Origin of the sequence: Micromonospora sonchi, assembly GCF_014646235.1 — a bacterium.
Taxonomy (GTDB): Bacteria; Actinomycetota; Actinomycetes; order Mycobacteriales; family Micromonosporaceae; genus Micromonospora; species Micromonospora sonchi.
In genome coordinates this window covers 212138-235852 of record NZ_BMNB01000003.1, presented here as the reverse complement: position 1 = coordinate 235852, position 23715 = coordinate 212138, and the positions used below count along the sequence as shown (strand labels likewise).

Sequence of the window (23715 nt, the reverse complement as noted above, 5' to 3'; positions counted from 1 at the left end):
CGATGGCATCGAAAATCTATGAGATCAACGTCTTCCACAACGGCAGGCCGGTGCGGGACATCAACCCGTTCCTGACCGCCATCGACCTGGACGACGCCAGCGAAACGAAGAGGGACCTGAACCGGCATCTGCTCGGCGCGGTGCTGCGCTCCGGTGCCCGCCGCGACCTGGCCCACGAGTTTCACCTGGAAGTGCGGGACATCGACACCGACGGGAAGGGCCGTGGCCCGGTGTTGTGGCGGTGGGCGATGCCGGCCAGCGAGGGGGAGTGATGGCCGGCAGGCGCACGAAACCCGAGGTCAACCGCCGTACGTGGCACGAGAACAAGGTGAAGGCGGCCCGTACCCCGAAGGAGGTGTTGTGGGCGCTGTGCCACTGGCTGGTGGCGGAGGCGTTCCACGCCGGACCGGACCATTTGCAGGCCACCACCGACCTGGTGCGGGCCCGGATCGCCGAGCTGACTGAGGCCAGGAAGGAGGCCACCCGATGACCGCGACGGTTACGCCGAGTGAAATTCGATCCCCTCGAAACGGCAGGGTGCCGGTGTTGGACAGCCCGCCTGCGCCCGCGCGCGCGGGCGCGAGGATACCGGTCACGTTGAGTGTTGGCAAGATTCGGCCGGCGCTGCTGGTCGCCAACGTCCGGAGGGGTTTCCGCCGGTGGTGGTTGTGGACCGACCGCCCCCTGTCGCTGGCTGCCACGTGGCGCACCACGGCTGTGGATGTGCGCCGGGTTCCCGCCCGGTCGGAGGGTTTGCGGCTCGCCTGGTTGATCTCCAACCACACCGACCGGTACCTGATGCTTCTGCTGCTGTTGGTGGCTCCCACGTTTTTGCAGGGGCCGCTGCGCTACCTCACCGCCCGCCCGGTGCGGCGGTGGCTGTTCTACCTCGCCTTCGCGGCTTTCGCCGCCACTTTCGCCCTCGGAAAGGGGTGACCTGTCATGTTCAACGTGGGTATCGGCTTCGGTCTGGTCATCATCGGCATCACCGCCCAGTACCTGATCGCGAAGCGCCTCAAGCACCAGAAGGTGTCGAAGGTGTTTTCGTGGATCGCGTGGGGGGCCGCCCTGCTGGGCGGGGTCGGCATGTCCAGCGAGTTCGGTAACGCCGTCGGCATCTCGTCCGGGGGGGCCGCCATCGCATCCCTGGCGGCGCTGATGTTCATCGTCGTGGACATCGCGGACCGGCGCCCGGACTGGCCGGCGTTCATCCTGATCGTGCTCGCGCCGACGCTGATGCGGATCACCGGCGGTGGTCTCGGGAGCGCGTACGACGCGCTGCTGATGCCGATCGACGGGATCATCACCGGCCTGCGCGCCTTCCTGGGGATGTGACCGGTGGGCCGGTTGAACGCCCACGCGGTGGCAGCCGCTCACAGCGTTGTGTGCGGCACCTGGACTCCGATGTCAGGAGACGGTTGCGTCGGCTGCGGTGCGGCCAACGCAGACGCCTATCTGACCAGCGGCTGTGCGGGCTGCTCAGTCGCAGGCGAGGCGTTCTGCTGGGCGTGTGTCGACCGTGCCGCTATCAGCGCGGACGAGTTGACCGTGTTTCCCGGCCGTGAGCGAAAGGGCTGACCGGTGGTCATCGACCCGATCTCCATCGGCGTCACCATCCTCGCGATCTACGGGATGTTGCAGCGCAACCCGGACTGGTCGGGTGGCCTGCTGCAAGAGTGGCAGGCCGCCCGCCGTGGTGAGGAGTCCGACGCGGCGAAGGCGCTGCGGAAGAAGCTCACCGACGCGGGTGTGGAGCCAGCGGTGGAGGGCGGGCCGATGCGCCGCCACCTGTCGAACATGTGGCGGGACTACTGGACGGACCGGGACCGCAAGCGCCAGTCGGATCGTGCGGAGCGGCTTGCGGATGAGGCCGAGCAGGATGCGCTGTCGTGGCGTGAGCGTCTGAACCGCCGCGTGGACGATGAGGCGGCCCGCAAGGTGCAGGGCTGGAAGGTGGCCGCCCCGGCGGATCCGCCCGCATCCGACAGCGACGGCGCCGGTCAGCCGCAGACGCCGGAGAACCCGGCCGGTGGCGACACGGCCGACCCGAAGCCCACCGACCCCGCCCCGCAGGCCGCCGAGGCGGGCGGGGGAGACAACACCGGCTCAGACAACGACGGGGAGCGGTGGGAGTCGACCACCGTCCACGACGACGACACCTACACGACCCGGCCCGGCCCTCACCCCGGACCGCCACCCGCCAGCCCGGCCGAGGACCGGGGACCGATCAGGGTGGACGCCACCGTCGGCGACCCCATCCGATCCGAAACCAGCACCACGCCTGCCGCACCCGTGGCGGCGATCACCGCAGGAGGAACCATGACCGCAGTAGCAACCACCCAGACCGCTGTTACCGGTGTCGTGTCCGGTGCCGCCGAGGCCCGCGCCATCCAGGCCGCCGTCGACCAGGCCACGCAGGAGTATGTGGCCACCCTGAACCGGCTGCGTGGCCGGATCGCCTCCCTGGGCGAGCAGACGATGGGGGTCGTGCAGATGTCCGGCCGGTCGCACGTGGTGGCGAACACGGCGGCGTCGGCTGAGGCGATGGCGGCGGCGGTGGCGAACGCCCGCGCGTGCACCGCTGAGGTGACGCCGCTGCTCGGCAACGTGGCCCGCGCCTTCGACCGCGTCAACAGCTAACCCAGAGGAGACAGATCATGGCAACGACGACGCACCGGCCGGCGCCGCTGCCCAACAGCGACGCCCGCGCCCGGCACACCCAGCCGAACATCGACGGGCACACCCGCAAGCCCGCCCCCACGCCGGTCCCGGTGGGGGCGGCCAAGATGCAGAACTGGTACATCGACCCGACTGATGACCGCCGCAAGCGCATGCCCTACGACGTGCCCGTGGACGGCGACAACCAGCGCACCGCACACCTGCGCTACCAGTGCCCGCGCATGCGCAACGTCAACGGCGGCGGCAAGGAACGCTGCGGCGAGTTCGAGTGGCTGCTGCCCGGCGATCCGGCGGTGCACTGCCGCGCCCACGGCGAGCAGCTGGTGCCGCCGAAGCAGCCCAACCGGCTGGGTGCGGTACTGCGGGAGACGCGCCGCATGTACGGCGACACGGCGAAGACGCTCGCCCTGCCCGCTGCCGCGTTCACCACCGAAGCCCTCGCCGGCCTCGCCGACGTCGCGCCCGCCGAGCTGGGCATCGCGGCGCTTCCGGCCGCCGGGCTCACCTATTACATGACGAAGCGGACCCTCACCCGCCGGGCTGTCGCCCGCAACCGCATCGAGCGGGGACAGCGCACCGGCCGCCGCGTCGTCCACATCAAACGCCGCGCCACCCGCGCCGCCCTCGCAGCAGGGGAAGGCGGGCTGTGGGCTGCCGCGCTCGCTGCCACCGACATCAACACGTGGGCCGGCAGGATCATCGCCGCCGCCGCCATCATCCGCTGGGCGGTTGGTGTGAAGCCGTGGTGGGACCGCTGCGAGCAACGCCGCATGTTCGCTGACTTGCCGCAGGTCGACACCACCGCTGTTGTGGAAACTGCCCCGCCCGTCGAAGCGCCCGACCCGGTGCGGACCCGCGCCGTCACCACCTGGGCCATGCTCATCGGCTGCCAAGGCGGCCCATTGGCGGGTACCGAACTGGTCGACTACGAGCAGCTACCCGCCTGCGAGGTGGGCGCCAGCATCCGCACCCGCCTGCCCAACTGGAAGGCGAAGGTTGTTGCGAAGGTCGACGGCTCCATCAACATGCGGGAGCAGCGACCCAACCTGCTCGGCCGTATCGCCGCCGCCTACAAGTGCACGTACGCCGATGTGTCGTTCTCCGCCGACCCGTCGGACCTGTCGACCGGGTGGCTGCGGGTGCAGCCCGACAACCCGCTCGCCGAAACGAAGCTGTGGCCCGGCACTGTTGCCAACGACTGGAAGAACGGCCGGTCCCGCATCGGCCGCTACGACGACGGCGAAGACATCTGGTACCAGTGGTGGACGAAAACCGGCGCCGCCCACGACCTCATCTCCGGGTGCACCGGCTCCGGCAAGTCTGAGCTGGTCGCCCAACTGCTGCTCGCGTCGCTGCACTCCAACGGGCTCGTGTTGGACTGGGTGGGTGACCCGCAGGGCGGACAGTCGTACGGGTCGTTGAAGAAGTCTGTCGACTGGTTTGCCCGCGACAAGTCCGAGATCACGCTGATGTTGCTGGCCGCGTTGAAGGAGATGTACCGGCGCAACGACGTGTTGTCGGCGAACGACATCAAGACGTGGCGACCCACCAAGAGCATGCCGCTGCTGGTGATCACCTTGGATGAGGTGCAGTCGTTCATTGACGATCCGACCATCTTGGAGATGGTGGAGAAGCTGGTGGGGATGGGCCGCAAGTGTGGGATCAAGATGCGGCTGATCACGCAGATTCCGGCCGCCTACAACCTGGGTGGCTCCACCTACATCAAGGAGCAGTTGAAGGCCGGGCAGACGATCATCTTCCGGGCGATGACTGATGTCGCGGGCCGGTCGGCGGTCGACGGGGACTGCCCCATCGATCCGACGGAACTGCCGGACGTGTGGGGCAAGCACACCTGCGCGGCCGGTGAGACCACGGCCGGGCTGATGTACATGCAGGGCATCAACGGTCGGGACGTGTACGGGCGGGCCGATTACACCGGCGACGACATGAGCGTGTGGCTGGTCGACGCCGACGGCCAGTCGACGCTAACCCCTGGGGTGTTCGGGCGTGAGGCGCAGCAGGAGTCGGGGCCGCTGTGGGGTGACCGGAAGCAGCGGGCCGAACTGCTGCTGGCTGCTGGCCGGTCGGACGCCGACCTGCTGTCGGGTGGGAAGGCCATCGAACTGTTGGAGGCTGCCGCCGTCACGCAGGCCACGCCTGCTCACTTGCGGGCTCCGCAGCAGCCGGCGCCGCCGATGACCGGTTCGGGTCGGGTGTCGCGTGAGGTGGTCTTCGACGCCGCCGTTCAGGCCGCCAACGAAGCAGGCCAGGTCACCAAAGACGAGTTGATCGCCCAACTGGCTCGCATGGGTGAGCAGATGAAGGACAGCACCCGAGACAAGGCGCTCACTGATCTGATGGCGGACAGGCGTCTCCGGCGCATCAAGAACGGCTTCTACGAGGTGCCCGGCAAGGGTTCGCCGTCCCTGTTCGACCAGGCGTCGGGGGCGGCGCAGTGACCGTACAGCGTTCGCGTCGTGTTCCTCGCCAGCGTCCTGCGGGGGAGCGCCGTCGTAGTGTCGTGTACGGCATCCCCACTCTGCCCGTCGACAAGACCACCGGGCAGATCATCCCTGGCAGGCCGCCGATTGTCGGCTACATCGGTAAGAGCGTGCAGACGGTCTGGGAACGCCAGGAGCAGCACCGCGCCGATCAGCCGTTCTCCGACACGATCTGCGGCGGGTCGTGGGTGATCGAGGAAGGCTACTGGACTGCCGACGAGTTGGCGGGCCGGGAGGAGTGGTGGATCCGCAACGGGGTGGCGCTCGTGCCGGGTCAGAAGCCGCAGCGGCCCGTCTACAACTACGACTTCAACTTGGACAACCCGGACCGCATTGAGGTGTGGCGGGCGAAGGAGCACCGGCAGGCCCGGGAGCCGGGCTGGCAGCCGCAGAATCCGCGTGTGCCCCGCCAGCGTGGCCCGCGCCCCGGAGGGCGTCCGGCTCGGCGCACTCGCCGTCGCGCTCCGGTGTGGCTGTCCCGGTGGTGGCGTCGCCATCGTGCCCGCGTCATCGGCTGGACGGCGGTGTGGGCGTTGATTGTCGGCGGGGTGTGGTGGCTGGGTTCCGGCTACTGGGCCAGTTGGGAGGAGCCCCGTAACGCCGCCGTGCTTGGGTCGCTGGGTTGGCTGCTGGCGTGGTGGCCAAACCGGAAACGCCGCCGCCGCCGCAGGTAGCCGGAGACGTGTGAGCCCCCGCGTGGACGTTGGTCCGGCGGGGGCTTCCGCGCTTCGGGGGCGTGAACTATTTCCCCGCGCTCAATAGTTCGACCGCCTGGGTTACGGGTTGAGCCGCAGCACCAACACATCCATGTCCGGGATCGCGCGCGGCCTGATCTGCCCGTGCTGCACCCACCCCATCCGCTCATACAGCCTGCGCGCCGGGGCCGCCGGGTTGGCGGCCAGCACCGCCCACGGCTCCCGGCGGGGTTGCAGCAGCATCGACAGGAGGTGCCGGCCCACACCCTTACTGCGGTAGCCGGGCAGCGCCATCCACTCCACCACGAAACACTTCTCCGCCTCCCGCAGCTCGGCGGGCGGCTCGTCCGCGTCCGGTTCCATCCACTCGCCGGAGGGCATCGTGTACCCGTACACGGCGCCCACCAGACGTTCCCCATCCCGTGCCGTGGCGAGCGCGAACCCGGGCTGCTTGAGGTGGCCCTTCCACCAGCGCCCGAACTGTGCGACATGCTCCGGCCCCTCGCAATACGGGGGCTCGGCGTACACGGTCGCGTACAGGTCACGGATCTGGTCGGTGTGCCGCGTGGCGGTTTCGGCGTCGGCGAGCGTCCACACAAGGTCAGCCATGGCGGGAAAGCCTAACCCGCCGGCAGGGCGGTGAGACGGTCCCGCAACTCGACAGCCTCCACACGGCGCCGCTCCCTCTCCGGCACAACAGCCACCACCGTGCGGGCCACCTGATACAGCAGCGCCGTGTGATCTGCCGCAGGCAGCGCATCCAGCACGTCAGCGGCGAACCGCAGCCCATCCCCGACATGCCCGCCCTGAATCAGGCACGACGCCCGGTGCATCAGCATCTGCGCCCGCTCCCTGCCCAACTCGGCCGGATACAGGTCAAGTGCCCGCTCTTGCGCCTCAGCCGCCGCCACCACATCACCGATGTGGGTGTACACAAACGATTCGGTGTGCCGCAACCGCACCTCCGGCCAGCCGAACATGCTGTCGGCGTCAGCAGCCACAGCGGCAGGCATTCGGTCAGTCATCGCCGCTGTCGCCGCCAACGCATCCCTCGCCTCAGCGACTCGACCGGCCACCGCCAGCGCCTGCGCCCGCCCCGACAGCACTCCCACATGCCCCACCGACACCCGGCTACCTGCGATAGCTACCGCCTCGCCGGCCCGATCCAGGATGGCGGCGGTTGGACGCTGCTCGTAGGTGCCGTTGACCACCTCCCAATCCCGCACCCACACCCGGCAGTCCGCATCCCGCGACTGGTCGGCGTGGTTCCGGGCTGTTCGCCACCACCGGCGGGCCATCCCATGCTGGCCGGCGGCGGACAAACCCATGGCCATGATCGCCGACAGGTGCGCGGCGACGCGCATGAGATCACGGTCGGCTGGGCTCGCTCCGATCTGGTGGGCGAGGACCGTCAGATCGGCCCGCAACTGCTCGGCCAGGTCGGCGGCTGGCAGGGTGTAGTAGTCACGCCCGTAGTCGGCGACGATCCTGTCCCACTCGTCTGCTTGTTTCCGGCCGGGGTCGAGACTGTGCCGCAGTGCTTCCAGGCCGATGAGGGGGCCGACCGGTGCGACGGCTAGGGCGCCCATTGCGCCGAGAATTGTGCGTCTGTGCATGTCTGGGCTCGCCTGCTCGCGGTGGTACGCATCGATCAGTGCACCGGCGGCGTTGAGTGCGGTGTCGCAGCGTTGCGCGAGGTCTGCGGTGGGTCGGCATTCGCCGCGTTCGACTCGCGCTAGGTGGCTGTAGTCGACGTGAACCTGTTTCGCTAGCCCTCGTAGGCCGAGTCCGGCTGCTGTCCGGTGCCGTCTCAGTGTGCTCCCAAAACCATCCATTACGCCCCCCAGCGTGTGGCTTGCGGTGTGGTGCCACATGCCACACCTGCCATAACGGCAGCGTATCGGCGATCGTGGACTCAGGCCCCCCTGTACGGGCGGGGTGTTTCGGGCATGACCGCGCCGCTCGACGTGGACAGTCGAGTCGCTAGAGCGGCTGCGAGCCCGCGAGGTTGTGGTGGCCGCGCCGTCGCCACCCGAGGCGTCACCCCCCAGGACGCCCGGCACGGCCACCACAACCCACAGACGCGAGGGGGAAACGACGTGGACAGACGACGGAACACCGGCCGAACACGGCAGGCGTGCCCCAACCGGATCGCCGCCAATCGGCCCGCAGCCCGGAGGTGGGCGCGGTGAGGATCGACCTCCGTGTGCCGGCCGGCACTGTGCTCATGCTGCGGCGAGGCGAGTGGTACACCCCCGGTGGTGATCCCGCCACCGAAGACGTGCTGATCAACGTTGTTGCTGTCGGTCAGGAAATGTCGGCTGGGCTGGTGTCCGCGCACGGCCACGACTGCAACCACCACCGGCCGGATTGCGGGCGTGACCACTGCTGGGAAGGCCGTGTGCTGGTGTCCGCCGTCCGCGCCGAGATGGGGCAGCCATGAGCCGCCTGGATGAGCCCATCGACGCAGGCAGTGTGGAGTTCTCGGCGGCGTTGACGTTGCGAGCCCACGATGAGGAGCGGCGTTGCTGTGTGTCCTGCCCAGGTAAGGGCGGGTGCAGGCAGGAGGCGTGGGCGCGCGAGCAGTTGCCCGACTGGCCGGCGCGCCGCCAGGTTGGCGAGTAGACCACCCCAATGGGATGCCCGGCGAGGGTCGGGCGGAGCAAGAGGAGCACAGCATGAAGCGTGGGTGGTTCAAGAGCAGCAAGAGCGGACCGAACTGCGACAACTGCGTCGAGGTGCGGATCGGTGAGGTGGTCGACGTGCGGGACACGAAGGACCGGTCCGGGCCGGTGCTGGCGTTCGCGCCCGACGCGTTCGCGGCGTTCGTGCGGTCTGCGGCGCGAGGTGAGCTGACCTCAGTCTGACCGTGAGTGCTGGGATGCCCCGTTGGCTGAGGCTGGCGGGGCTTCTCTCGCACACCATTCCGGTTACCTGCTACACAAAACTATGTGTCTTGTGTATGGTGAGGGAACAGGAGTTGAGCGAGGGAGGCAGAGATGATCGCCAAGCGGATCCCCCACAAGGCCCAGTGCGACCACGCCCAAACCCCCTACGCCCGCCGCAAGTGCCGCGCCACCAAACTCGCCGCCGCACAGGAGGCCACCATGCAAACCACCCCCACCCACCAGCCCGGCGACGAAATCGACATCGACGGCATCACCGTCGTACTCGCCCGCCGCAAGGGCAACAACGGCTACCGCTGGACCTGGTACGCACCCCAACTGGAAGAGGGCGGCGAACTGTACAAGGCCACCCCCGAAGAAGCCATCGACTACGCCCGCCGCGCCCTCGCCGGCCCCACCTGCGCCTGCGGCAACATCGCCACCTCCATCGGATCCACGGAGCGGGTCTGCACCGCCTGCCTCTGACCGGCCCCAACCAGACAGGAGCAAGAACATGCAGCTAACCGAAGCGCAGCGGGCCGCCCTACTCGACCGGGCCATCGAAGCGATGCGGGACCGGCTCGCCGCCGGCCCCAACACCGACCCGGCCGAAGTGACCCGCCGCAACGAGGTCGCCCGCATGGCCGTTACCGACGCCGTAACCCGGGCCGGGCACGTACACACCCTGATCTCGGTCGGTGCCGGATGCTCCGGCATGCAGGTGGTCCAGTGCATCACCGACTGGTCAGCGCAGGCGGAGGCGCTGCGGGTGGAGCGGCACGCGGCAGCCCGCTACGTGGAGCAGGTGAGGGAGGCAATCCAGTTCCACGCTCGTGTGCGGTCAGGCGCGCAGGGCAGGGGTGCAGTCAGCCAGATCGCGAAGGAGATCGGAGTGGAGCGCAAGACCGTGTACGCGTGGATCGACCAGGCCAGCGACGGCGAGTGAAGGGGTAGCCGATGACTAGGTTGGAGCAGTTGCGCCACTACACCCGCACCTACTACGCCGCCGCGACCCAACTGCGCACCTCCCGCGCCGCCCGCGAGTGGATGGAGAGCGGGCAGCCCGCCGAGGTGGCCGCGCAGTGGGCCAACATCGGATGCCTGCCGGCGGAGGCGCTGCCCCTCATCGCCTCCGGCATGACCCCGGAAATGGTGCTCGCCACCGACCCGACCACGGACGCGGAGCGCATGCAGCGGCTCACCGACCGGATGCAGATGCTCGACTGACACGACCCGCCACCCGCCCCCACCACCATCCAGGATGGACACCATGACCTGCCCGATCGACCTCGCCGACACCGCCACGATTCGCGGCATGCTCGCCGACGACACCCTCGCCGCCATCCAAAAACTCATCGACCACGAAATCAGCCAGGAGCGGGCCCCAGAGGTAGTGCCGCCCCCCGCACACGCAACCCTCGTTGCCATCATGGGCACCCAGCGCGATGTGCGCGAGGAGTACATGCGCACACACCTGGACGACTTCGGGCTCTCGGAGTTCGCTGAGAGGGCCGTGGAGCAGATGGTGCGGGAGGGGGCCGCCGCGTACAGCGCCGAGACGCCTGACCGCTGACCCGAGACGGGCCGGCACGAGATGGTGGAAGCACCTCGTGTCGGCCCTCTGCGACAGTAGAGCACCGTGAGCAGACGGTATGAGATCGGAGACGCCCATGCCCTGGAACTTCATGCAGGTCGAGATCGCCGCAGCCGATGCCCTGATCAAACCGATGATCGGCCCCGGTGAACTCGACCGCACCCAAGTACACGCCGAGATCCAATCCATCCTCGACCGCGCCCCGCAACTCGCCAGCGTCGCCGCCACGTGGCGGCGCGGGGCGAAAGACGACACCGTGTACGCCGGCCCGCTGATCTGGACGATCTACGAGCATCCGGCGGGGGAGGATCCGCGTCGGGCGGCGCTGGTGTGGCTAGAGGATTTGGCGGCAACGATGCGCGGCGCTGGCGTTGACGTGCAAATCGCGCGACTGCCGTAGGTGGCAGGGTGCGGTACGAGGTGGTGAACGTGGCGCCCGGCCACCGCCGCTACGAGGAGTTGATCGGGCAGATCCGCGCCAATCCCGCCCTGCTTGCCCGCATGTGGGCCGATGCGGAACACCGCTTGGACGAGCCACCCGGCAAGACGTGGACGGTCGCCACCGTGCTGTATGACGGCAGGTGGATACCGGCAGCATGGGCCGCCTGCATCGAGCAAGACGGCCTGCTGCGCTGCTGCGACAACTACGAACACCCCGGCTGGCGCGGCCATGGCCTGTACGCGGCGGCCTACCGGCACCGGCACGCCACCATCGTCGCGCCGAGCCGCCTGCCTGCGATCACCTACCTGTTCGCGCAGCCGATTCCGCTGCATGAGGCTGACGGCTGGTACCGCACCGGCGTGCGTGGGATATCCACTGCGGCCGGCGTCGAACACGAGTGGTGGGAGATGCGGCGCGAACCGACCGGCGCGCAGTCAAGCATGTGACCGATGCTGACACTCCACTCGACGGCCACCGATACGGTGCCCGCATGACACGCCTACCCCGCGCAGCCGCGCTCACCCTCACCGCCCTCATAGCCGCCACGCTCGCCGCATGCGGCAGCAGCGAGCCCGACACGACACCCAGCAGCGCACCCGCCAGCACCAGACCAGCCGCCGTCGAAGTCGAATGCGTCAGCGCTGAACGCGCCTACAACGCGTGGCAGACCGACCTGTTTGTGCCCAAGACCGCCGACGACTGGGCGGAAGCCAACGAAGGCCAGATCCAGATGGCAGCCGACCGGGGCAAGACGTTCCTAGACAACGTGTCCGGCTATGACAGCCAGCCGTCGAAGGAACTGGCGTCGGCGATCGCCGCCTACAACATGGAGGTCGCGTTCGTGAACTTGCAGCTCGGCTTGCACGGCGGTATCGACACGGAGGCTGCGACGAAAGCGGCGAGCGCCTTGCAGCGGGTGGAGATCGCTTTCCGGTCGTGGAAGTCGGCTGTCTGCTCGTGACACGACGAAATCCGGCCCCACCAGCCCGCCGAGACGGGAGGTGGGGCCGGTTCCGTGTGCGCCGCCAACGGGTACATGTACCGGTGTGGATCGGGAGCATTGGCGGCTGCTCGCGGTACGGCACGGCCGATGCGATGACGAGCCCCGCCGCTGCCGAGACTGCGGCGCCTACTGGCCATGCGTTTTCCGCCTGCGCGCCGACGTCGAGCTGGGCGACCGCACCTGGCCGCACCCCACCACCACGGCGGCGGCCTGAAAACAGCGAGAAGCCGGCCACCCGCCCGCGTCCGCTTTGTGGCGGCAGAACGCGGAACGGGTGGCCGGCATGGGGCGACCCTCGCTGGGGTGAGGGCGCCCCGCCTCCGGGGAGGAGCTACAGGCGGTCGACCGCCGGGATCATCCAGACGGCTGCGATCACACAGGCGATGGCGAGCCAGCCGAGGTTGACCCGCGACGGCACCCCGAACGCGTGGACGGCAGCGAGCACGACGGCAGCGATCAACAGCAGCGCGACCAGCAGCCCCACCGTCACGCCTCCGACTCGGCCGGCACGTCACCTGCCGGCTCCACCTGCGGGCGGATCCCAGCCAGGGCGAACCAGGCCAGCGCCGCACCGGACACCGCACCAGTCACACCGTCAGGCACTGACATGCCGTACTCGGCGACCAACGCCGCAGCGGCTGCGATGACGCCGGTGAACAGGGCCGGCGCCCAGGGGCGGGTAGTGAGGGCGATGATGGCCGACGCGATGAACGCGGTGATTGCCGCTGCCGCTCCGGCGTCAATGCCCGGCGTGTTGAGAGCGGCGAGAACGGTCAGGATGGATCCGACCGCGCCGACGATGAGAGCCGGCTCCCTACCGAAGATCTTGTTTTGGGTCATGACCCCTCCCAAGGGGTGTGTAATGGTTCTTCCGCCGCAACTCCCGCAACCGCCGCGCCACCTGATCAACCTGGTCGTCGTCAGCGCGTGCCGCCGCCAAGTCCTGCCGCGCCGCAGCAGCCTGCTCGCGGGCACGCACTGCCTCAGGCGACGGCCTGCGCTTACGACGCCAGATCATTACGGCCCGCCTCCCGAGCAAGGGATTGAAGCAGTTGCACCGTCAGATCAGACTGCGCGAGCAGTTTTTGGGTCTGCTCGTCACGTACCTTCACCTGCTCGTCTCTTGCCGTCAACGCGGCTTGCAGGCTGACGATCTGGGCGTCTTTGTCTTTGATCCGGTCCTCGTAGACGCTGCGGGACACGAGACGGCCGGTCAAGATGAGAACGACCCCAAACAGCAGGACTCCAACCGGCCCGCCTGTGCCGAGCAGCGCCGGTGGAATCTCCATGCGTGCTTCCCGTCAATCGTTGATACGTACGTCAGCCCTCAATGGTTGAGGGCCCGCAGGGGCCGACCGTTGCCGGCCTAGGCCGGCAACCCCGCGAAGGTTCCTCAGCGGGCGTCTTCGCCGGCAGCAGATCCCGCAGTTCGGCCAGCACCTGCTCGGCCGTCAGCCGCCCCGACGCGTACGCCTCCAACCGCTCGGCCAGCGCGGTGTCACGGTCGGCGTCGGCGGTAGCCGTTTCCCGCACCTCCGCCACAATCCGGTCACCCTGCTCGGCGACCGCCCGCAGCACCGCATCACTGTCACCGCCGGTGACCGCAGCGAGGATCGCCTCCTCACGCAGGCGGCTCGCGGCGAGCTGCGCCAGCAGCACATCGCGGCCCTGGATGACGTAGTAGTTGGTGGACGCCAGCACCCCTTCCACAGTGGTGGTGGGCTGCGAGTAGGTGACATCCCGGTCGGCGATGAGCCGAATCTTGTCGGTGAGCTGCATGCTGGCGTCCTTCACAGTTGGGGGTGCGGTCGGAGGGGCGGTGCGTCGCCGCCACGCGTCCAGTGTTTCGCCGTGCATCACGGACAGCAGCCCGTCCAAGGCGGCGGCGTCGGCTGCGAATCGGCGGATGACAGACAGGTGCAGATGCCACAGGTGTGACTTGTCGCGGCCCGGGTCGGGGCCGGCGTCTGCCCCGACGCCGAGTGCCCGGCCGCCCACCAGCACATAGCAGTAGACGGTCCGGCCGTCTTTGGTGCCGATGAACTCCCGCAGGACCGGCCCACGGTCGGTGTAGAGACGCGGATCCCGGGCGCGGGCAGCCACATCGAGCCGCCTTGTGTAGCGGATCATCGCCGCCGTTGACATGGTCAGGTCGATTGCCGACGCCAACTCCGCCGATCCCCGTTTGTCGGCGGCCACATCACGGCCTGAGGAGTAGTCGCTGCCGGGTAGCCGCGACCGGTATGAGTGGTAGCCGGGCTTGAGTGCGAGGATCCCACCCAGCAGGGCGGTTGGTTCGGCTGCGTCGAATTCGGTCCACATCCGCCACAGCGGGTCGGAGATGCGGGCCGGGTTGGGGTTACGTGCCGCCATCGGGCACCCCCTGCGGTAGGGCGATCACGTCCCAGCCATCACTGAGGGCGGCGGACACGGCCCGGTCAGTGTCGAGTTGTCGGGGTTCCTCTTCGCGGACCTGGAACCGGCCGTCGCGCCAGTCGTACAGCCAGCACACGCCGGCAGGCTTGTCGGCCACCAGCAGGCCGTCGGGGCAGCGGCTGACCGCCTGCTGGCCGTCGAGCGGGCCACCTACACAGGCACCCTCGAACATGGCCTACGGCTCCGGGTCCGGGTCCGGGTCCGGCTCGGGGTCCGGCTCAGGGTCGGGTTCGGGTTCGGCGGGCGGCTCCGGCGTGCCCGGCACGAACCGGAACACCGCCTTCGGCGGCTCCGGAATGATGTCGGGGGTGGGATCGTCCTGCGAGTACACGTTGCCGTCCGCCAGGTTGTAGTCCAGCAACTCCTGACGGTCACGCTCAGGCACGCTGTGGCGGCCGATAACCCAGCCGACCTCCTCGCCTTCCCACTGCTCGATGCGGAACATGCCGTCTCCCTTTCATCTCGATTCGGGTGCCGTCACAGCACCGGCTCAACCATCAACTTGCGGTAGGTGACGCCGCCGGTGCCGGACGTGACCGTGTGCATGGTGCGGATGTTGTAGGTGGTTCCCGGAATCAGCGTGTCCGCCAAATCTCGGTCCGATGCCGACAGCTGCGACGGGCCACCCGACACGACCGCCTGCCCGCACGAGATACCGCGCACCGACGACGGGCTCCAAATCACCGTGCCGGCGCCGACCGTGCCGCCCTGCCGCACCTCCCAACTCAAGCGGGTGTTGGATCCGGCCACGGACTGGGCGATCGACCCGCCCACCGTCACCCAAATGCCGCCCGACGGTGGGGCCACGAAAGCCCTGCCGACCACCGGACTGCCCGGGACGAAAGTGGTGGAGGTGATGTTGGCGAGTGTGGTGCCGTCGGCGGTGATGGTGCCGGGACACGTTTCGAGGTCGATGGCGTATTTGCGCCACGCCGTGCCGTTGTGCACCCGAATGACGCCGGTACTGTTTTCGTACACGCGCCGACCCGGATTGCCGGGCGGCAGCGTCGAAGAGGTCGGCGACACCATCTGCCCGTCTTCGCCCACATACCAGGCGATCTGCACGCACTGCCCTGCCCCGACCGTCGCCGTATTGAACGGCACGGTGACCACCGCCAGCGGCAGTTCCCACACGCCGGTGGCGGTGTTGGTGCCGTAGGTGGGTGACGGGGTGGTAGGCGACGCTGCGGGGGTGCCTTTGATGACAGCGATGGCGACGGTCCACGGGTTTCGGGTCAGCCGCAGCACGATCAAATCCCGGCGGGTGGTGCCGGAGGTGGTGTTGGCGTCCACGGTTTGGGTGAGTTCGGTTTCGCCGGACTCCCACCGGTAGCCCCTGATGAGGGCGGCCCGGGTGGCGCGGATCTTCACCCCCAGCAGCGACGAATCCGCGTACACGAGGTCCGACAGGTCGGGGGTGCCGATCAGCCCGTCCGGGGCCATCGGATGCATCAAATCCTCGTACTCGCGGGGCGTGACAGCCCTGTTGTTGTACGCGGTCGTCGGGTAGGCGTACTGCGCCACGAGGCACCTCCTCTCAGGCGGGGATTTCGACCAGGGCACCCCGGCGGGCGAGGGCGCGCAGTATTTGCTGCTGCACGGCTGCCGCCGGGTTGAGTAGTTGCGCGCTGTTGGCGCCGATGATGGGGCGGACGGTTTCGCCGTCGTCGGGGTCGACCGAGATTTCGACCGCCGCCACGATGTCGGGCACGTCGGGCATGCCCGGATAGGCTTCAACCGCGACGACGTCGCCGAGCTGGTAGTCGCCGTACCGCTGCCCGTCGATGTCGGCGGCCACCACCGCAAGGCGTTGCACTTCTGCGCTGTTGGCTAGTTCCTCATCGCCGAGCGCGGAAAGCTGGGTGGCGTTGTCGGCGCCGGAGCCGTCCACGAAAACTTCGATGCGGTGCTGGTCACCCGGCGTACCCCGTTCCAAAATCAGCCGGTTGGCTCCGGCGTCCTTGCCGCCGCAGATCGCCACCGTCGCTGCCGCGATCTCCGGCTCATGTTCGATCGACACCACGTTGCCCATCGACCGGCTGAACCAGATGCCTTGGGTCCTGTCCGTGGGCAGGTACACCTGAAACTCGATGCTCGAACCGACCTGCTGCGTCCTGAACCCGATGCGGGTCGGGGAGATCGCGGCAATACCGCGCATGTCGTCGGTGACCGGCTGGAACCGGGTCGACCACGTGACCGACCCGGTGGCACCGGCCGACGGGCCGAGCACCAGTCGGGGAATCCGCCGCGCCGTCAGGGCACCCGGTCCCGCGTTGAGGTTGACCAGATCGCGGATCAGCGCTTCCGGGTTGCCCGTGGCCGTCCACTTGGCGATGGTTTGCGCTGTCGCCGCCTGGGCGGGGTTCGGGTAGCTGAGCCTTCCTGCGATCAGCGCGAGGTCGTCGGCCCACCGGACCGTCAGATCACCCGCACCATCGAAGCCGTGTTCGTCGGCTGTCCACTGGTGGGGCGTGGATTCGATCGGCCCGGCCAGCAGGATTTCGCCGTTGCGTTCCAAGACGATGCGGGCCCGGGGTGTGCGGATCGCCTCCACAAGTTCGCGGGTTGACGGGGCCGTGATCTCGCCGGAGGACGGCTCGTTGTGCCTCAACGTGACGCTGATGGACGTCCAGTCATCGATCTGCTGCGAGATCGGCACAAGGTTATGGTCGGTGACCCACAGGATGTAGCGCGCCTGCGTCGGCGCCGCACCAAACACACCCATCGTCTACGCCGTGTGGTACTGGGGTCGGAACGTGAGTGTCACGGAGGTGCCCTCCGATCCGCCTGACGCCTCGAACTGCAAATGGTTGAGGCCCCGCCGCAGCCCCCACAGCGTGGAGCCCGGTCTGGTCAACGCGCCGCCGAGCATCTGCCCCGCCGGGCCGGTCACACGCCCGGGTCGGGTGGTGATGTTGATGAACTCGCCCGGCGCGAGAGCGTAGGTCAACGTGAACGTTTCGCCGGTCGTGTGGTTGGTGGCGGTGATCGCCGTGAGTGGTCCGGTGATCTGCCACGTCGGGTAGACGGGCACACTGCCCGGATTCCACATCTCCGTATCCCCGAGCACATCGCCGCTGGACACGCTGGGGAACGGGTTCAGATAGTCCAGGTTGGTGCCGTACCGCCGCTCCCACGTGACAGGTTCGGAGTCCCGCCAAAACCCGTCCGGGCACAACAGCGTGAGCACGGGCGTGTCCTCGGTCTGGCCCTGGCCGGGCTCACCATCCCACCCGGACTGGTAGTAGGCCAGCACCTCACGGGCACTGCCATCAGGACGAGTGAGCCGGAAAAGCCCTGGCCCGTCGTGCCAGGTGGCAGCGAACGATTCGGCGAGCGCCCGCCATTTGGTCAGGAACTCCATGTGCGTCTGGGCGCGCAGCCGTACCGGCCAGGTGAGGGTGCGTTGCCGGATCTTGACGCCGGTGACGGTGACACCACCCCACGAGCGGGGCCGTGTCACCACCTCACCCGGCGTGATCCCATACCCCGTCACCGAGTTGAGGGTGAACAGTTCGCGGCCCGGCGGGTTCAACGGCCATTCGTCGCCCGCCGGGCCGATCCACGTCGGCACGTACTCGCCCGGATCCACCTCCGCCACCACACACCCCCTCTCCGAGTCGGGCATGCGGCTTATCGGGGGCGGCGGATCCGGGCTCGCGCGTCCAGTTGCCGCTGGTACGCCTGGAAGTCGGCCAGTGTCATCCGGTGCGTGCCGTACACGTTGATGGTGTTGGTGTTCGTGGTTGACACGTCACCCTTGCCGGCTGCCGGCACAAACCTTCCGCCGTACCAGCCGGCCCCGACGGTCAGCAGATCCTCGCCCCTACGCCGGTCACCCCGGCGAGGCAAGAACATCTCCCCGCCGGTCTGCGGCTCGGCGAACCCGTACAAGGTTCGAGCGCCGCCGTACAGTCCGCCCTGCGACAGTCGGGTCAGGCTTGAACCGCCCGGCCCGTACACGCCGCCGATCAGGTTGGGTTGCAGCACGATCCGCCCGTACGTCTTGAGCAGCGAATCGATCTGCGACTTCGGCATGCCGGACCGAGCGAGCACCTGCCGCAGCTGTTTGATGTAGTCGTCGTAGACGGCGGTGGCCTTCTTCTTGTCCTTCGTCTGCTCAAGGACGGCCTGCGCCGCATCTTCGGCGTTCTTGAGGAACGCGAACATCTCGGTCAGGTTTTCGCGCCCCACCTCATCCTTGATGTCCAAGGTGGGTTTCACCAGCGAGAAGTGATCGGCCAGCCGGGCCAGCGACTCCTCGGCCGCGATCCGACCCTGCATCGCCGCAACGTTCTTTTCGCTCGACGGAAGCGCCTTCGGCGTCTTGCCCGGCACGTCGTAGACGGGACGCGACGACATCTCCTTCATCAACTTCTTGATGGTCGCCGCGTTGACGCCCTGCTGTTTCAGGCTGGCCTTCAACCTGGCGATGTGGTTGTCGTACGCCTTGTTCGCCGCCTTGACCGACCCGGTTTCCTCGTACTTGGCCTCAGCCGCAGCCTGCGCCGCGCGGATCGCCGACGACAACGCCGACCGGTTCTCCCGGCCCTTCGCCGTGCTGAGGGAGAAGCTACGCCCGTTCTCCTTCAACGACTTGTTCAGTTCTATCACCGCGTCGCGGGCACGGATGTACGTGTCGATCGTGTCCAACCGGCTGCCGCGCTCCCGAGGAGCCGGAGCGGGTGGTGGGGGTGCCACCGACACAAGCCCCGACGCTGCGGCGGTCGCCTGCATCAGCCCACCAGCCGCCATCGGCACAATCGCCGCCTTGTTCCAGCGGGCGGCCTCAGCCAGGATCTCCAGGTTGCGGCGCCGGTCACCCCGTCGCGGGATGTACGCCTCGCCTCCCGTTTGCGGCTCCGCGAACATGATCAAAGGCGGGTTGCTGGCCGGGTAGATACCGGCCTGCGTCACCCCACCGGCGGCCATCGCCGCCGGTGTGTGCACGCCACCCCACCTGTCTTTGAGGACCCTGCCGCCGGGCACCCGCAGATCACCAGTCGACGTCCACTTGACCGTTCCGGTGACGTAGATGTGCTTCGACTTAAGCGCGTCGATACGCCCCTGCAGCACCCGGACAGCAGCCTCGGCCTCGCTCGTGGTGGCGAAAAACGGGACCGTCTTGCTCGGCGGGATCCGCTTGAACGCCTCCTCAAACCTTTCGACCTTGCCGGTCGACTCAGGCAGGCCCGGCGTTGTCACCGGAACCTCTTTCAGCTCCGGCATCTGCGTGAACTTGCCGATCAGCACATCAATCTGATCGGCCGTCAGCTTCTTCTCGCCCAGCATTTTGCGGAGCCGACCGATGTAGCTGTCGTACACGGCGCTGGCCTGCTCGATCGACCCCGTTTCGGCGTAGGTCGTCTGCGCTGCTTGCGCCGCTGCTTTCGCCAGGTCGATGGTGAGTTGAAGGTTTTCGCGGCCTTTTTCGTTGTTGGTGTTGAATTCGCCGGTCCGCTTGTTGATGGCGAGCCCGTTTTCCTTCAACGCCGCCGACAGCCGGTCGATCGACTCCTCTGCCCTGATCTCCGCTTCGGCGGCGTCGATCGCAGCCCCGTTCAACTCTTCGAAAATGCTGATGAGGTCCCGTCCGTTGCGGACCGCGTCCCGCATCCCACCCGACAGCAGCTTCGTGCGGGCTTCCAGCTCAGCCACCGACCCGGCCCCGTTGTGCGCCGCAGCCTGTAGCCGCTCCAACTCCGACCACGCGGACGGCATCAACTTGATCAGGTCAGCCGTCGACAGACCCGACTCTTCGAGCACCCGCTGCCACATGGCGGTGGTGCCGGCCGTGTCGTCGGTGGTGCGCGCGTACTGCGACATCGCGGCGTCGAGCGCCTGGAATCGCTCCACCGAGCCGAGGAACGATCCGCCCTGAAAAATCTCGTTGATCGATTTGACGTGCGGAAACATCGACTCGAACGCGCGGCCGGTCTTCGCCAGAATTCCATCGCCAGCACCCCTGGCGGCCTTGTTCAGCCCTTCCAGGTTGTCCCCGAAGATGCGGGTCAACTCGCCGCCGACCCGCCCAGTCTCCGCGAAATTCTTAACGGCGGCGGTCATGCGGTCGACGTTCGCGGCAGCCGGCTCGAACTGCTCGAACACCACCCCCAGCAGCTGCAACCCGACCAGAGCGGTCACGGCCTTACCGGCGGCAGAGGCGAGCCCCGTCAGGCCGCGTCCCGCTTTCTGCCCGGCAGCGCCGAGCGTCGCTAGTTTCGTCGCCGCACCCTGGGCGGCAACCCCCATCGCACCGACAGCCGTGGTGGCCTTTTGGGCGACCGCACCCAATGTGATGGCGGCGATGACCACCGACTGGACAGGGTCCGGGAGCGCCTGGAACAGGCCGAACACCACCTGTAGCGCCTTCGACCCGGCAGCCAGGATGTCGAACATGGTGGCGAGGGCGTCGCGGGTCGCCGGGTCGGCGAGCGCGTCGCGGGCGATGCCGCCGAGCGGGCCGAGGACATCGGCCATGCCCTCATACGCCGTGGTGAGGGTGTCGACAATCCCGGCCACGTCGCGGGCGGACCGGCCCGACTTGATGTACGCGTCCAGCGACTGCGCGGCCCCCACCAGGGAGCTGTTCTGCCTGTTGACCGCCCCGACGACCTGGCCGGTGATGCGCATGATGTCGCCCAAAATGGACATCAGCGCGCCGCCGGTCTCCACCCCGGCGCGGAAGAACTCGTCCAGGGAGCCGGTCTGCCGTGCCTTCTGCGCGGCGGCGTTCATCTTGTCGATCGAGCCGACCAGCCGGTCACCGATCAGACGGACGAGCGGGTCGGCGGACATCATGAGGATCGCCCACGACCGGGCCAACGCGGCGGTGCGGACCGCGAGCTGGTCCATGAACCGGGCCGTCGAGCGGGACGCCACGGACACGCCGTCCAGGAACGTGGTGTCGGTGGCGGCGTCGGTGAGCGCGGTGAAGGTGCGGTCCCACGCCCGGCCGAGAATCACAGCCTCGCTGGTCAACCTCGGCAAAGTCGTGGTGGCCAACCGGTTGAAGTTGCCGGCAGCCGAGCCCAACGCGGCGTCCTGGATGGACTGCTGGAACGAGAGTAGTTGCGGCTTGAGGCGGCCCATCTCGTTGACGAGCGCCTTCGCCGACGGCGACAACCGGGCGAACGGGTCATCGACGTCGAAGATTTCGCCCAACGCGTCGGACACGCCCATGGTCGCCACTTTGAGCGTGCCCAGCGACGCGGCAGCACCGGTCAGCATGCCCGGCAGCGCAGCCGCCCCGGTTGCGGTCGCGGCCAGCAGCGGCGGCAGCAGCTTGAGGCTTCCTCCGGCGGCGGCTGCCCCACCGGCCACCACAGCGGTGCCGACAGCGACCCGACGCGACCAGTCATCGATCGCCTTCGCCGACTTGGTGAGGTCGCCAGCAGTCTTGCGGGACGTGTTGCCGAGCGCGTCCTGCGAGTCCCGCAAACGGCGGGTGGCCCGCTCCGCCTCCGTGGCCCCCGACACGTAGTCGCGGACCATCAGCCGGAGTTTGACGGACACGGTGCGGTCAGCCATCGAGGATCACCCCCTGCGTGCGGGTCGCCTCTGCGGCCTGTCGACCAGGGCAGCGGTGTGGATCACGAAACCGGACGTTTCGGGGGAGTCCTTGTGCCACTTCTCGTCCGCCTTGACCAGCACCTTGCACGAGAAACACTCGGTGGGCGGCTCGGCAACATACATGCGTTCGCTGGCCGGGTTGTCCGGATCGTTTGCCGGATCGGTGCACTCCGCCAAAGGCTGCCCACACTTGCGGCACAAGCTCGACTCGTGCCAGTCCAGGGCCAACATCCAGCCACGCTCGCGGGGATCCCACTCCGGTTCGCGGCGGGTTATCCACCGCAGCGGGCGGCCCTGCTCATCCCATGCGGTGACCTCGGTGTACTCGCGAGGCTCCCACCCGTCGAACCGGCGCAGGCTCACGCCCAGGGTGCGGGCTGCGGTCAGCTTCCGCCTCAGGTCGGGGTGCTGGCTGATCCGCTCAGCGAGAAAGGGACATCCTCCTCCACCCTGTTCAACAGCCACGCCGCCGTGGCGAGCTTGTCGAACTGGGCGTCGCTGAGAACCTTGTCGAGCTTCGCCCACCGCTCCGGCGACATCTCCGGCTCCACCACGCTGGCGCGTACCAGGGCGGGAAAGAATGTGGTCGAGTTGACGTTCATGCTGTCGCGCGGATCCAGCTTGCCGGTCTGCCCCTCACGGCGCGGCTTGTGCTGCGAGAACAGGTCCGCCCACTCCTGCCGGCCCAACGCCCGCAGCTTGAACGGCACGGTGTGGGCGCGCATCTTCTCTTCGAGGTCGTCCAGCAGCGACTGTTCCGGGTCCGGTTCGGGTTCCCGCTTGCGGGTGGCCAGCCGGTCGTCGCCCTCTGGCAGGTCATCGCCGTCGTCGGCGTGCGCGGCCCGCTCCTCGATACGCGCCTTCACCGCCTCGTACTCGGCGCGCAGCTTCCCGTTGAGGCACAGCGGCACCACGGTTTCGCGCGGCGACGCCTCATCCAACAGCAGATCGAAATCCATGGTCGCTCCCCAGCAACAAGATCAGCGAGAAAGAAGAAGAGGGGGTGGGTTGGCTGGCGACGCCCGGCGCACACGCCAACCCACCCCGAGGGAGAAAGAAGAAGGTCAGGCGCCGGCCACGATCGCGACGTTGTCCTGAACTTTGCCGGTGATGAACTGCTTCTGCGTGATTCGGTGCACCGAGTTCCGCGCCGGAGCGTTCTTACGTTGCGCCCCGGACTCGAACGGAATCACATCCACGATGTCGCCGGTAGCGAACGCGTCCTCCGAGTCGACACCCCACCGGGTGACCAGGAATCCGGCGGTGCCGGGCGGCAGGGTGGTGCGCGCTTCGTCGTCGTCCGGGCTGGCCGGGTTGAACACGTAGGTCAGTTCCAGCGTGTCGGTGTAGTCGCCGCGCGCCTCGAAAATCTGCTTCGAGCAGAGACGCGGGTCCTCCACCGTGTTCTCCGACGTTTCGGCGTTGTAGCCGTCACCAGTCAGATAGCACGACAGGTCCACCGAACTGACCGCGTTGACCTCGGTGACGGTCGGCGCGGCCGGGTCAGCGATCGCGGGCACGAACCGAACGGCGACGGTGCCGTTGGTGGTCACCGCCATGGGCATGGGCTGAGTCATCGACGGCCACCCTTCAGAGACGTGGTCTTGTCGGCGGCGGGCTCACTGCCCTGTCCGTCGGTGGGCTGCGGCTGCTCGACCGGCGCGGCAGAGTGAGCGGCCCGCTGTCCGGTGGCCGACTCGCCGGCCAGGTCGGTGCGGTGCTTCGTCCGCCGGGGGCGGCCCGTGTAGTTGAGGTCGTAGCCCTCCACCGGCTTCATGCCGTCACGGAGAGCGGTTTCGAGCACGTCGTAGCGGTGGCCGGTGGTGGTGTCCTCCACCCACACGTACGGGATGCGGGCGGTGGTGCGGGGTGCCCGCCGTCCGCCGATGCGGTCGTCGTCAGGCATGA

34 protein-coding genes are annotated in these 23715 nt (G+C 68.3%); 17 read left to right on the top strand and 17 right to left on the bottom strand.

Annotation, left to right across the window (positions count from 1 at the left end; translation table 11 throughout):
• Positions 1-2: 2 nt before the first annotated feature.
• The 7 genes from IEY61_RS05130 (at position 3) to IEY61_RS05100 (ending at position 5854) form a co-directional block, all read left to right on the top strand.
• Positions 3-272, top strand: a complete 270-nt coding sequence (locus tag IEY61_RS05130; protein WP_189041068.1) for a hypothetical protein — start codon at positions 3-5, stop codon at positions 270-272.
• Positions 272-490, top strand: coding sequence for a hypothetical protein (locus IEY61_RS05125; protein WP_189041067.1), 219 nt, complete (start codon positions 272-274; stop codon positions 488-490). The genes IEY61_RS05130 and IEY61_RS05125 overlap by 1 nt, the downstream gene beginning before the upstream one ends.
• Positions 487-936, top strand: a complete 450-nt coding sequence (locus IEY61_RS05120; RefSeq protein ID WP_229705692.1) for a hypothetical protein — start codon at positions 487-489, stop codon at positions 934-936. Before IEY61_RS05125 ends, IEY61_RS05120 begins: the two co-directional genes overlap by 4 nt.
• A 6-nt stretch (positions 937-942) precedes the next feature.
• Positions 943-1335, top strand: a complete 393-nt coding sequence (locus tag IEY61_RS05115) for a hypothetical protein (protein WP_189041066.1) — start codon at positions 943-945, stop codon at positions 1333-1335.
• Positions 1336-1581: 246 nt separating this feature from the next.
• Positions 1582-2640 carry a hypothetical protein gene (locus IEY61_RS05110; RefSeq protein ID WP_189041065.1) on the top strand — a complete coding sequence of 353 codons (1059 nt, stop codon included), beginning with the start codon at positions 1582-1584 and terminating at the stop codon, positions 2638-2640.
• A gap of 17 nt (positions 2641-2657) precedes the next feature.
• A complete protein-coding gene (locus IEY61_RS05105) occupies positions 2658-5138 on the top strand; it encodes a hypothetical protein (protein ID WP_229705691.1) in 2481 nt (826 codons plus the stop codon).
• A 62-nt stretch (positions 5139-5200) separates the two neighbouring features.
• The gene (locus IEY61_RS05100; RefSeq protein WP_189041064.1) at positions 5201-5854 is read left to right on the top strand and encodes a hypothetical protein; all 654 of its coding nucleotides are present in this window, start codon (positions 5201-5203) and stop codon (positions 5852-5854) included.
• Between the two features lie 102 nt (positions 5855-5956).
• Here IEY61_RS05100 and IEY61_RS05095 read toward each other — a convergent pair whose 3' ends face one another.
• On the bottom strand, positions 5957-6484 hold the full coding sequence (locus IEY61_RS05095; protein ID WP_189041063.1) for a GNAT family N-acetyltransferase: 528 nt from the start codon (positions 6482-6484) through the stop codon (positions 5957-5959).
• Positions 6485-6495: 11 nt separating this feature from the next.
• Entirely contained in the window at positions 6496-7749 is a 1254-nt protein-coding gene (locus tag IEY61_RS05090; protein WP_189041062.1) for a helix-turn-helix domain-containing protein, read from the bottom strand.
• A gap of 314 nt (positions 7750-8063) precedes the next feature.
• Between IEY61_RS05090 and IEY61_RS05085 the strand changes: the two genes are divergently transcribed.
• The 9 genes from IEY61_RS05085 (at position 8064) to IEY61_RS05045 (ending at position 11757) form a co-directional block, all read left to right on the top strand.
• Positions 8064-8318, top strand: a complete 255-nt coding sequence (locus IEY61_RS05085; RefSeq protein ID WP_189041061.1) for a hypothetical protein — start codon at positions 8064-8066, stop codon at positions 8316-8318.
• 235 nt (positions 8319-8553) lie between these two features.
• Positions 8554-8742 (top strand): DUF397 domain-containing protein, encoded by a 189-nt coding sequence (locus IEY61_RS05080; RefSeq protein ID WP_189041060.1) that lies wholly within the window; start codon positions 8554-8556, stop codon positions 8740-8742.
• A 132-nt stretch (positions 8743-8874) separates the two neighbouring features.
• The gene (locus IEY61_RS05075) at positions 8875-9246 is read left to right on the top strand and encodes a hypothetical protein (protein ID WP_189041059.1); all 372 of its coding nucleotides are present in this window, start codon (positions 8875-8877) and stop codon (positions 9244-9246) included.
• A 28-nt stretch (positions 9247-9274) separates the two neighbouring features.
• Positions 9275-9706 (top strand): hypothetical protein, encoded by a 432-nt coding sequence (locus IEY61_RS05070; RefSeq protein WP_189041058.1) that lies wholly within the window; start codon positions 9275-9277, stop codon positions 9704-9706.
• A gap of 11 nt (positions 9707-9717) precedes the next feature.
• Positions 9718-9987 carry a hypothetical protein gene (locus tag IEY61_RS05065; RefSeq protein WP_189041057.1) on the top strand — a complete coding sequence of 90 codons (270 nt, stop codon included), beginning with the start codon at positions 9718-9720 and terminating at the stop codon, positions 9985-9987.
• Between the two features lie 34 nt (positions 9988-10021).
• Positions 10022-10333, top strand: a complete 312-nt coding sequence (locus IEY61_RS05060; protein ID WP_189041056.1) for a hypothetical protein — start codon at positions 10022-10024, stop codon at positions 10331-10333.
• 97 nt (positions 10334-10430) lie between these two features.
• A complete protein-coding gene (locus tag IEY61_RS05055; RefSeq protein ID WP_229705690.1) occupies positions 10431-10754 on the top strand; it encodes a hypothetical protein in 324 nt (107 codons plus the stop codon).
• An 8-nt stretch (positions 10755-10762) separates the two neighbouring features.
• Positions 10763-11242 carry a hypothetical protein gene (locus IEY61_RS05050; RefSeq protein WP_189041055.1) on the top strand — a complete coding sequence of 160 codons (480 nt, stop codon included), beginning with the start codon at positions 10763-10765 and terminating at the stop codon, positions 11240-11242.
• Between the two features lie 44 nt (positions 11243-11286).
• Positions 11287-11757, top strand: a complete 471-nt coding sequence (locus IEY61_RS05045) for a hypothetical protein (RefSeq protein WP_189041054.1) — start codon at positions 11287-11289, stop codon at positions 11755-11757.
• A 373-nt stretch (positions 11758-12130) separates the two neighbouring features.
• On the opposite strand, the gene IEY61_RS05040 is transcribed toward IEY61_RS05045, so the two are convergent.
• The 11 genes from IEY61_RS05040 to IEY61_RS04995 are packed head-to-tail and all read right to left on the bottom strand — an operon-like array spanning position 12131 to position 21033.
• On the bottom strand, positions 12131-12283 hold the full coding sequence (locus IEY61_RS05040) for a hypothetical protein (protein ID WP_189041053.1): 153 nt from the start codon (positions 12281-12283) through the stop codon (positions 12131-12133).
• 2 nt (positions 12284-12285) lie between these two features.
• Complete coding sequence (locus IEY61_RS05035) at positions 12286-12639, bottom strand: hypothetical protein (RefSeq protein ID WP_189041052.1); 354 nt, start codon at positions 12637-12639, stop codon at positions 12286-12288.
• Positions 12614-12817 carry a DUF7620 family protein gene (locus tag IEY61_RS32275; RefSeq protein WP_444543340.1) on the bottom strand — a complete coding sequence of 68 codons (204 nt, stop codon included), beginning with the start codon at positions 12815-12817 and terminating at the stop codon, positions 12614-12616. Before IEY61_RS32275 ends, IEY61_RS05035 begins: the two co-directional genes overlap by 26 nt.
• Positions 12801-13088, bottom strand: coding sequence for a hypothetical protein (locus IEY61_RS05030; RefSeq protein WP_189041051.1), 288 nt, complete (start codon positions 13086-13088; stop codon positions 12801-12803). The genes IEY61_RS32275 and IEY61_RS05030 overlap by 17 nt, the downstream gene beginning before the upstream one ends.
• A gap of 31 nt (positions 13089-13119) precedes the next feature.
• Positions 13120-14172, bottom strand: coding sequence for a hypothetical protein (locus tag IEY61_RS05025; protein WP_189041050.1), 1053 nt, complete (start codon positions 14170-14172; stop codon positions 13120-13122).
• Positions 14159-14407, bottom strand: coding sequence for a hypothetical protein (locus IEY61_RS05020; RefSeq protein ID WP_189041049.1), 249 nt, complete (start codon positions 14405-14407; stop codon positions 14159-14161). The genes IEY61_RS05025 and IEY61_RS05020 overlap by 14 nt, the downstream gene beginning before the upstream one ends.
• 3 nt (positions 14408-14410) lie before the next feature.
• Entirely contained in the window at positions 14411-14680 is a 270-nt protein-coding gene (locus IEY61_RS05015; RefSeq protein WP_189041048.1) for a hypothetical protein, read from the bottom strand.
• Positions 14681-14712: 32 nt separating this feature from the next.
• Positions 14713-15759 (bottom strand): hypothetical protein, encoded by a 1047-nt coding sequence (locus IEY61_RS05010; protein WP_189041047.1) that lies wholly within the window; start codon positions 15757-15759, stop codon positions 14713-14715.
• A gap of 13 nt (positions 15760-15772) precedes the next feature.
• Entirely contained in the window at positions 15773-16960 is a 1188-nt protein-coding gene (locus tag IEY61_RS05005; protein ID WP_189041046.1) for a Gp37-like protein, read from the bottom strand.
• A gap of 3 nt (positions 16961-16963) precedes the next feature.
• On the bottom strand, positions 16964-17836 hold the full coding sequence (locus IEY61_RS05000) for a phage distal tail protein (RefSeq protein WP_189041045.1): 873 nt from the start codon (positions 17834-17836) through the stop codon (positions 16964-16966).
• A 32-nt stretch (positions 17837-17868) separates the two neighbouring features.
• Positions 17869-21033, bottom strand: coding sequence for a hypothetical protein (locus IEY61_RS04995; RefSeq protein WP_229705689.1), 3165 nt, complete (start codon positions 21031-21033; stop codon positions 17869-17871).
• A 1-nt stretch (position 21034) separates the two neighbouring features.
• Between IEY61_RS04995 and IEY61_RS04990 the strand changes: the two genes are divergently transcribed.
• Positions 21035-21718, top strand: a complete 684-nt coding sequence (locus IEY61_RS04990) for a hypothetical protein (protein WP_189041043.1) — start codon at positions 21035-21037, stop codon at positions 21716-21718.
• A 53-nt stretch (positions 21719-21771) separates the two neighbouring features.
• On the opposite strand, the gene IEY61_RS04985 is transcribed toward IEY61_RS04990, so the two are convergent.
• From IEY61_RS04985 to IEY61_RS04970, 4 genes are all read right to left on the bottom strand, one after another.
• A complete protein-coding gene (locus tag IEY61_RS04985; protein ID WP_189041042.1) occupies positions 21772-22170 on the bottom strand; it encodes a hypothetical protein in 399 nt (132 codons plus the stop codon).
• 32 nt (positions 22171-22202) lie between these two features.
• On the bottom strand, positions 22203-22766 hold the full coding sequence (locus IEY61_RS04980) for a hypothetical protein (protein ID WP_189041041.1): 564 nt from the start codon (positions 22764-22766) through the stop codon (positions 22203-22205).
• Positions 22767-22871: 105 nt separating this feature from the next.
• Positions 22872-23384 (bottom strand): phage tail tube protein, encoded by a 513-nt coding sequence (locus IEY61_RS04975; protein WP_189041040.1) that lies wholly within the window; start codon positions 23382-23384, stop codon positions 22872-22874.
• On the bottom strand, positions 23381-23713 hold the full coding sequence (locus IEY61_RS04970; RefSeq protein ID WP_189041039.1) for a hypothetical protein: 333 nt from the start codon (positions 23711-23713) through the stop codon (positions 23381-23383). Before IEY61_RS04970 ends, IEY61_RS04975 begins: the two co-directional genes overlap by 4 nt.
• Positions 23714-23715 lie beyond the last annotated feature (2 nt).

Coding starts and splice junctions, on each gene's coding strand:
- IEY61_RS05130 (WP_189041068.1), top strand. CDS start 3: ATGGCATCGAAAATCTATGAGATCAACGTCTTCCACAACGGCAGGCCG.
- IEY61_RS05125 (WP_189041067.1), top strand. CDS start 272: ATGGCCGGCAGGCGCACGAAACCCGAGGTCAACCGCCGTACGTGGCAC.
- IEY61_RS05120 (WP_229705692.1), top strand. CDS start 487: ATGACCGCGACGGTTACGCCGAGTGAAATTCGATCCCCTCGAAACGGC.
- IEY61_RS05115 (WP_189041066.1), top strand. CDS start 943: ATGTTCAACGTGGGTATCGGCTTCGGTCTGGTCATCATCGGCATCACC.
- IEY61_RS05105 (WP_229705691.1), top strand. CDS start 2,658: ATGGCAACGACGACGCACCGGCCGGCGCCGCTGCCCAACAGCGACGCC.
- IEY61_RS05095 (WP_189041063.1), bottom strand. CDS start 6,484: ATGGCTGACCTTGTGTGGACGCTCGCCGACGCCGAAACCGCCACGCGG.
- IEY61_RS05090 (WP_189041062.1), bottom strand. CDS start 7,749: ATGTGGCACCACACCGCAAGCCACACGCTGGGGGGCGTAATGGATGGT.
- IEY61_RS05080 (WP_189041060.1), top strand. CDS start 8,554: ATGAAGCGTGGGTGGTTCAAGAGCAGCAAGAGCGGACCGAACTGCGAC.
- IEY61_RS05075 (WP_189041059.1), top strand. CDS start 8,875: ATGATCGCCAAGCGGATCCCCCACAAGGCCCAGTGCGACCACGCCCAA.
- IEY61_RS05070 (WP_189041058.1), top strand. CDS start 9,275: ATGCAGCTAACCGAAGCGCAGCGGGCCGCCCTACTCGACCGGGCCATC.
- IEY61_RS05065 (WP_189041057.1), top strand. CDS start 9,718: ATGACTAGGTTGGAGCAGTTGCGCCACTACACCCGCACCTACTACGCC.
- IEY61_RS05060 (WP_189041056.1), top strand. CDS start 10,022: ATGGACACCATGACCTGCCCGATCGACCTCGCCGACACCGCCACGATT.
- IEY61_RS05055 (WP_229705690.1), top strand. CDS start 10,431: ATGCCCTGGAACTTCATGCAGGTCGAGATCGCCGCAGCCGATGCCCTG.
- IEY61_RS05045 (WP_189041054.1), top strand. CDS start 11,287: ATGACACGCCTACCCCGCGCAGCCGCGCTCACCCTCACCGCCCTCATA.
- IEY61_RS05035 (WP_189041052.1), bottom strand. CDS start 12,639: ATGACCCAAAACAAGATCTTCGGTAGGGAGCCGGCTCTCATCGTCGGC.
- IEY61_RS32275 (WP_444543340.1), bottom strand. CDS start 12,817: ATGATCTGGCGTCGTAAGCGCAGGCCGTCGCCTGAGGCAGTGCGTGCC.
- IEY61_RS05030 (WP_189041051.1), bottom strand. CDS start 13,088: ATGGAGATTCCACCGGCGCTGCTCGGCACAGGCGGGCCGGTTGGAGTC.
- IEY61_RS05025 (WP_189041050.1), bottom strand. CDS start 14,172: ATGGCGGCACGTAACCCCAACCCGGCCCGCATCTCCGACCCGCTGTGG.
- IEY61_RS05020 (WP_189041049.1), bottom strand. CDS start 14,407: ATGTTCGAGGGTGCCTGTGTAGGTGGCCCGCTCGACGGCCAGCAGGCG.
- IEY61_RS05015 (WP_189041048.1), bottom strand. CDS start 14,680: ATGTTCCGCATCGAGCAGTGGGAAGGCGAGGAGGTCGGCTGGGTTATC.
- IEY61_RS05005 (WP_189041046.1), bottom strand. CDS start 16,960: ATGGGTGTGTTTGGTGCGGCGCCGACGCAGGCGCGCTACATCCTGTGG.
- IEY61_RS04995 (WP_229705689.1), bottom strand. CDS start 21,033: ATGTCCGCCGACCCGCTCGTCCGTCTGATCGGTGACCGGCTGGTCGGC.
- IEY61_RS04990 (WP_189041043.1), top strand. CDS start 21,035: ATGAGGATCGCCCACGACCGGGCCAACGCGGCGGTGCGGACCGCGAGC.
- IEY61_RS04980 (WP_189041041.1), bottom strand. CDS start 22,766: ATGGATTTCGATCTGCTGTTGGATGAGGCGTCGCCGCGCGAAACCGTG.
- IEY61_RS04975 (WP_189041040.1), bottom strand. CDS start 23,384: ATGACTCAGCCCATGCCCATGGCGGTGACCACCAACGGCACCGTCGCC.
- IEY61_RS04970 (WP_189041039.1), bottom strand. CDS start 23,713: ATGCCTGACGACGACCGCATCGGCGGACGGCGGGCACCCCGCACCACC.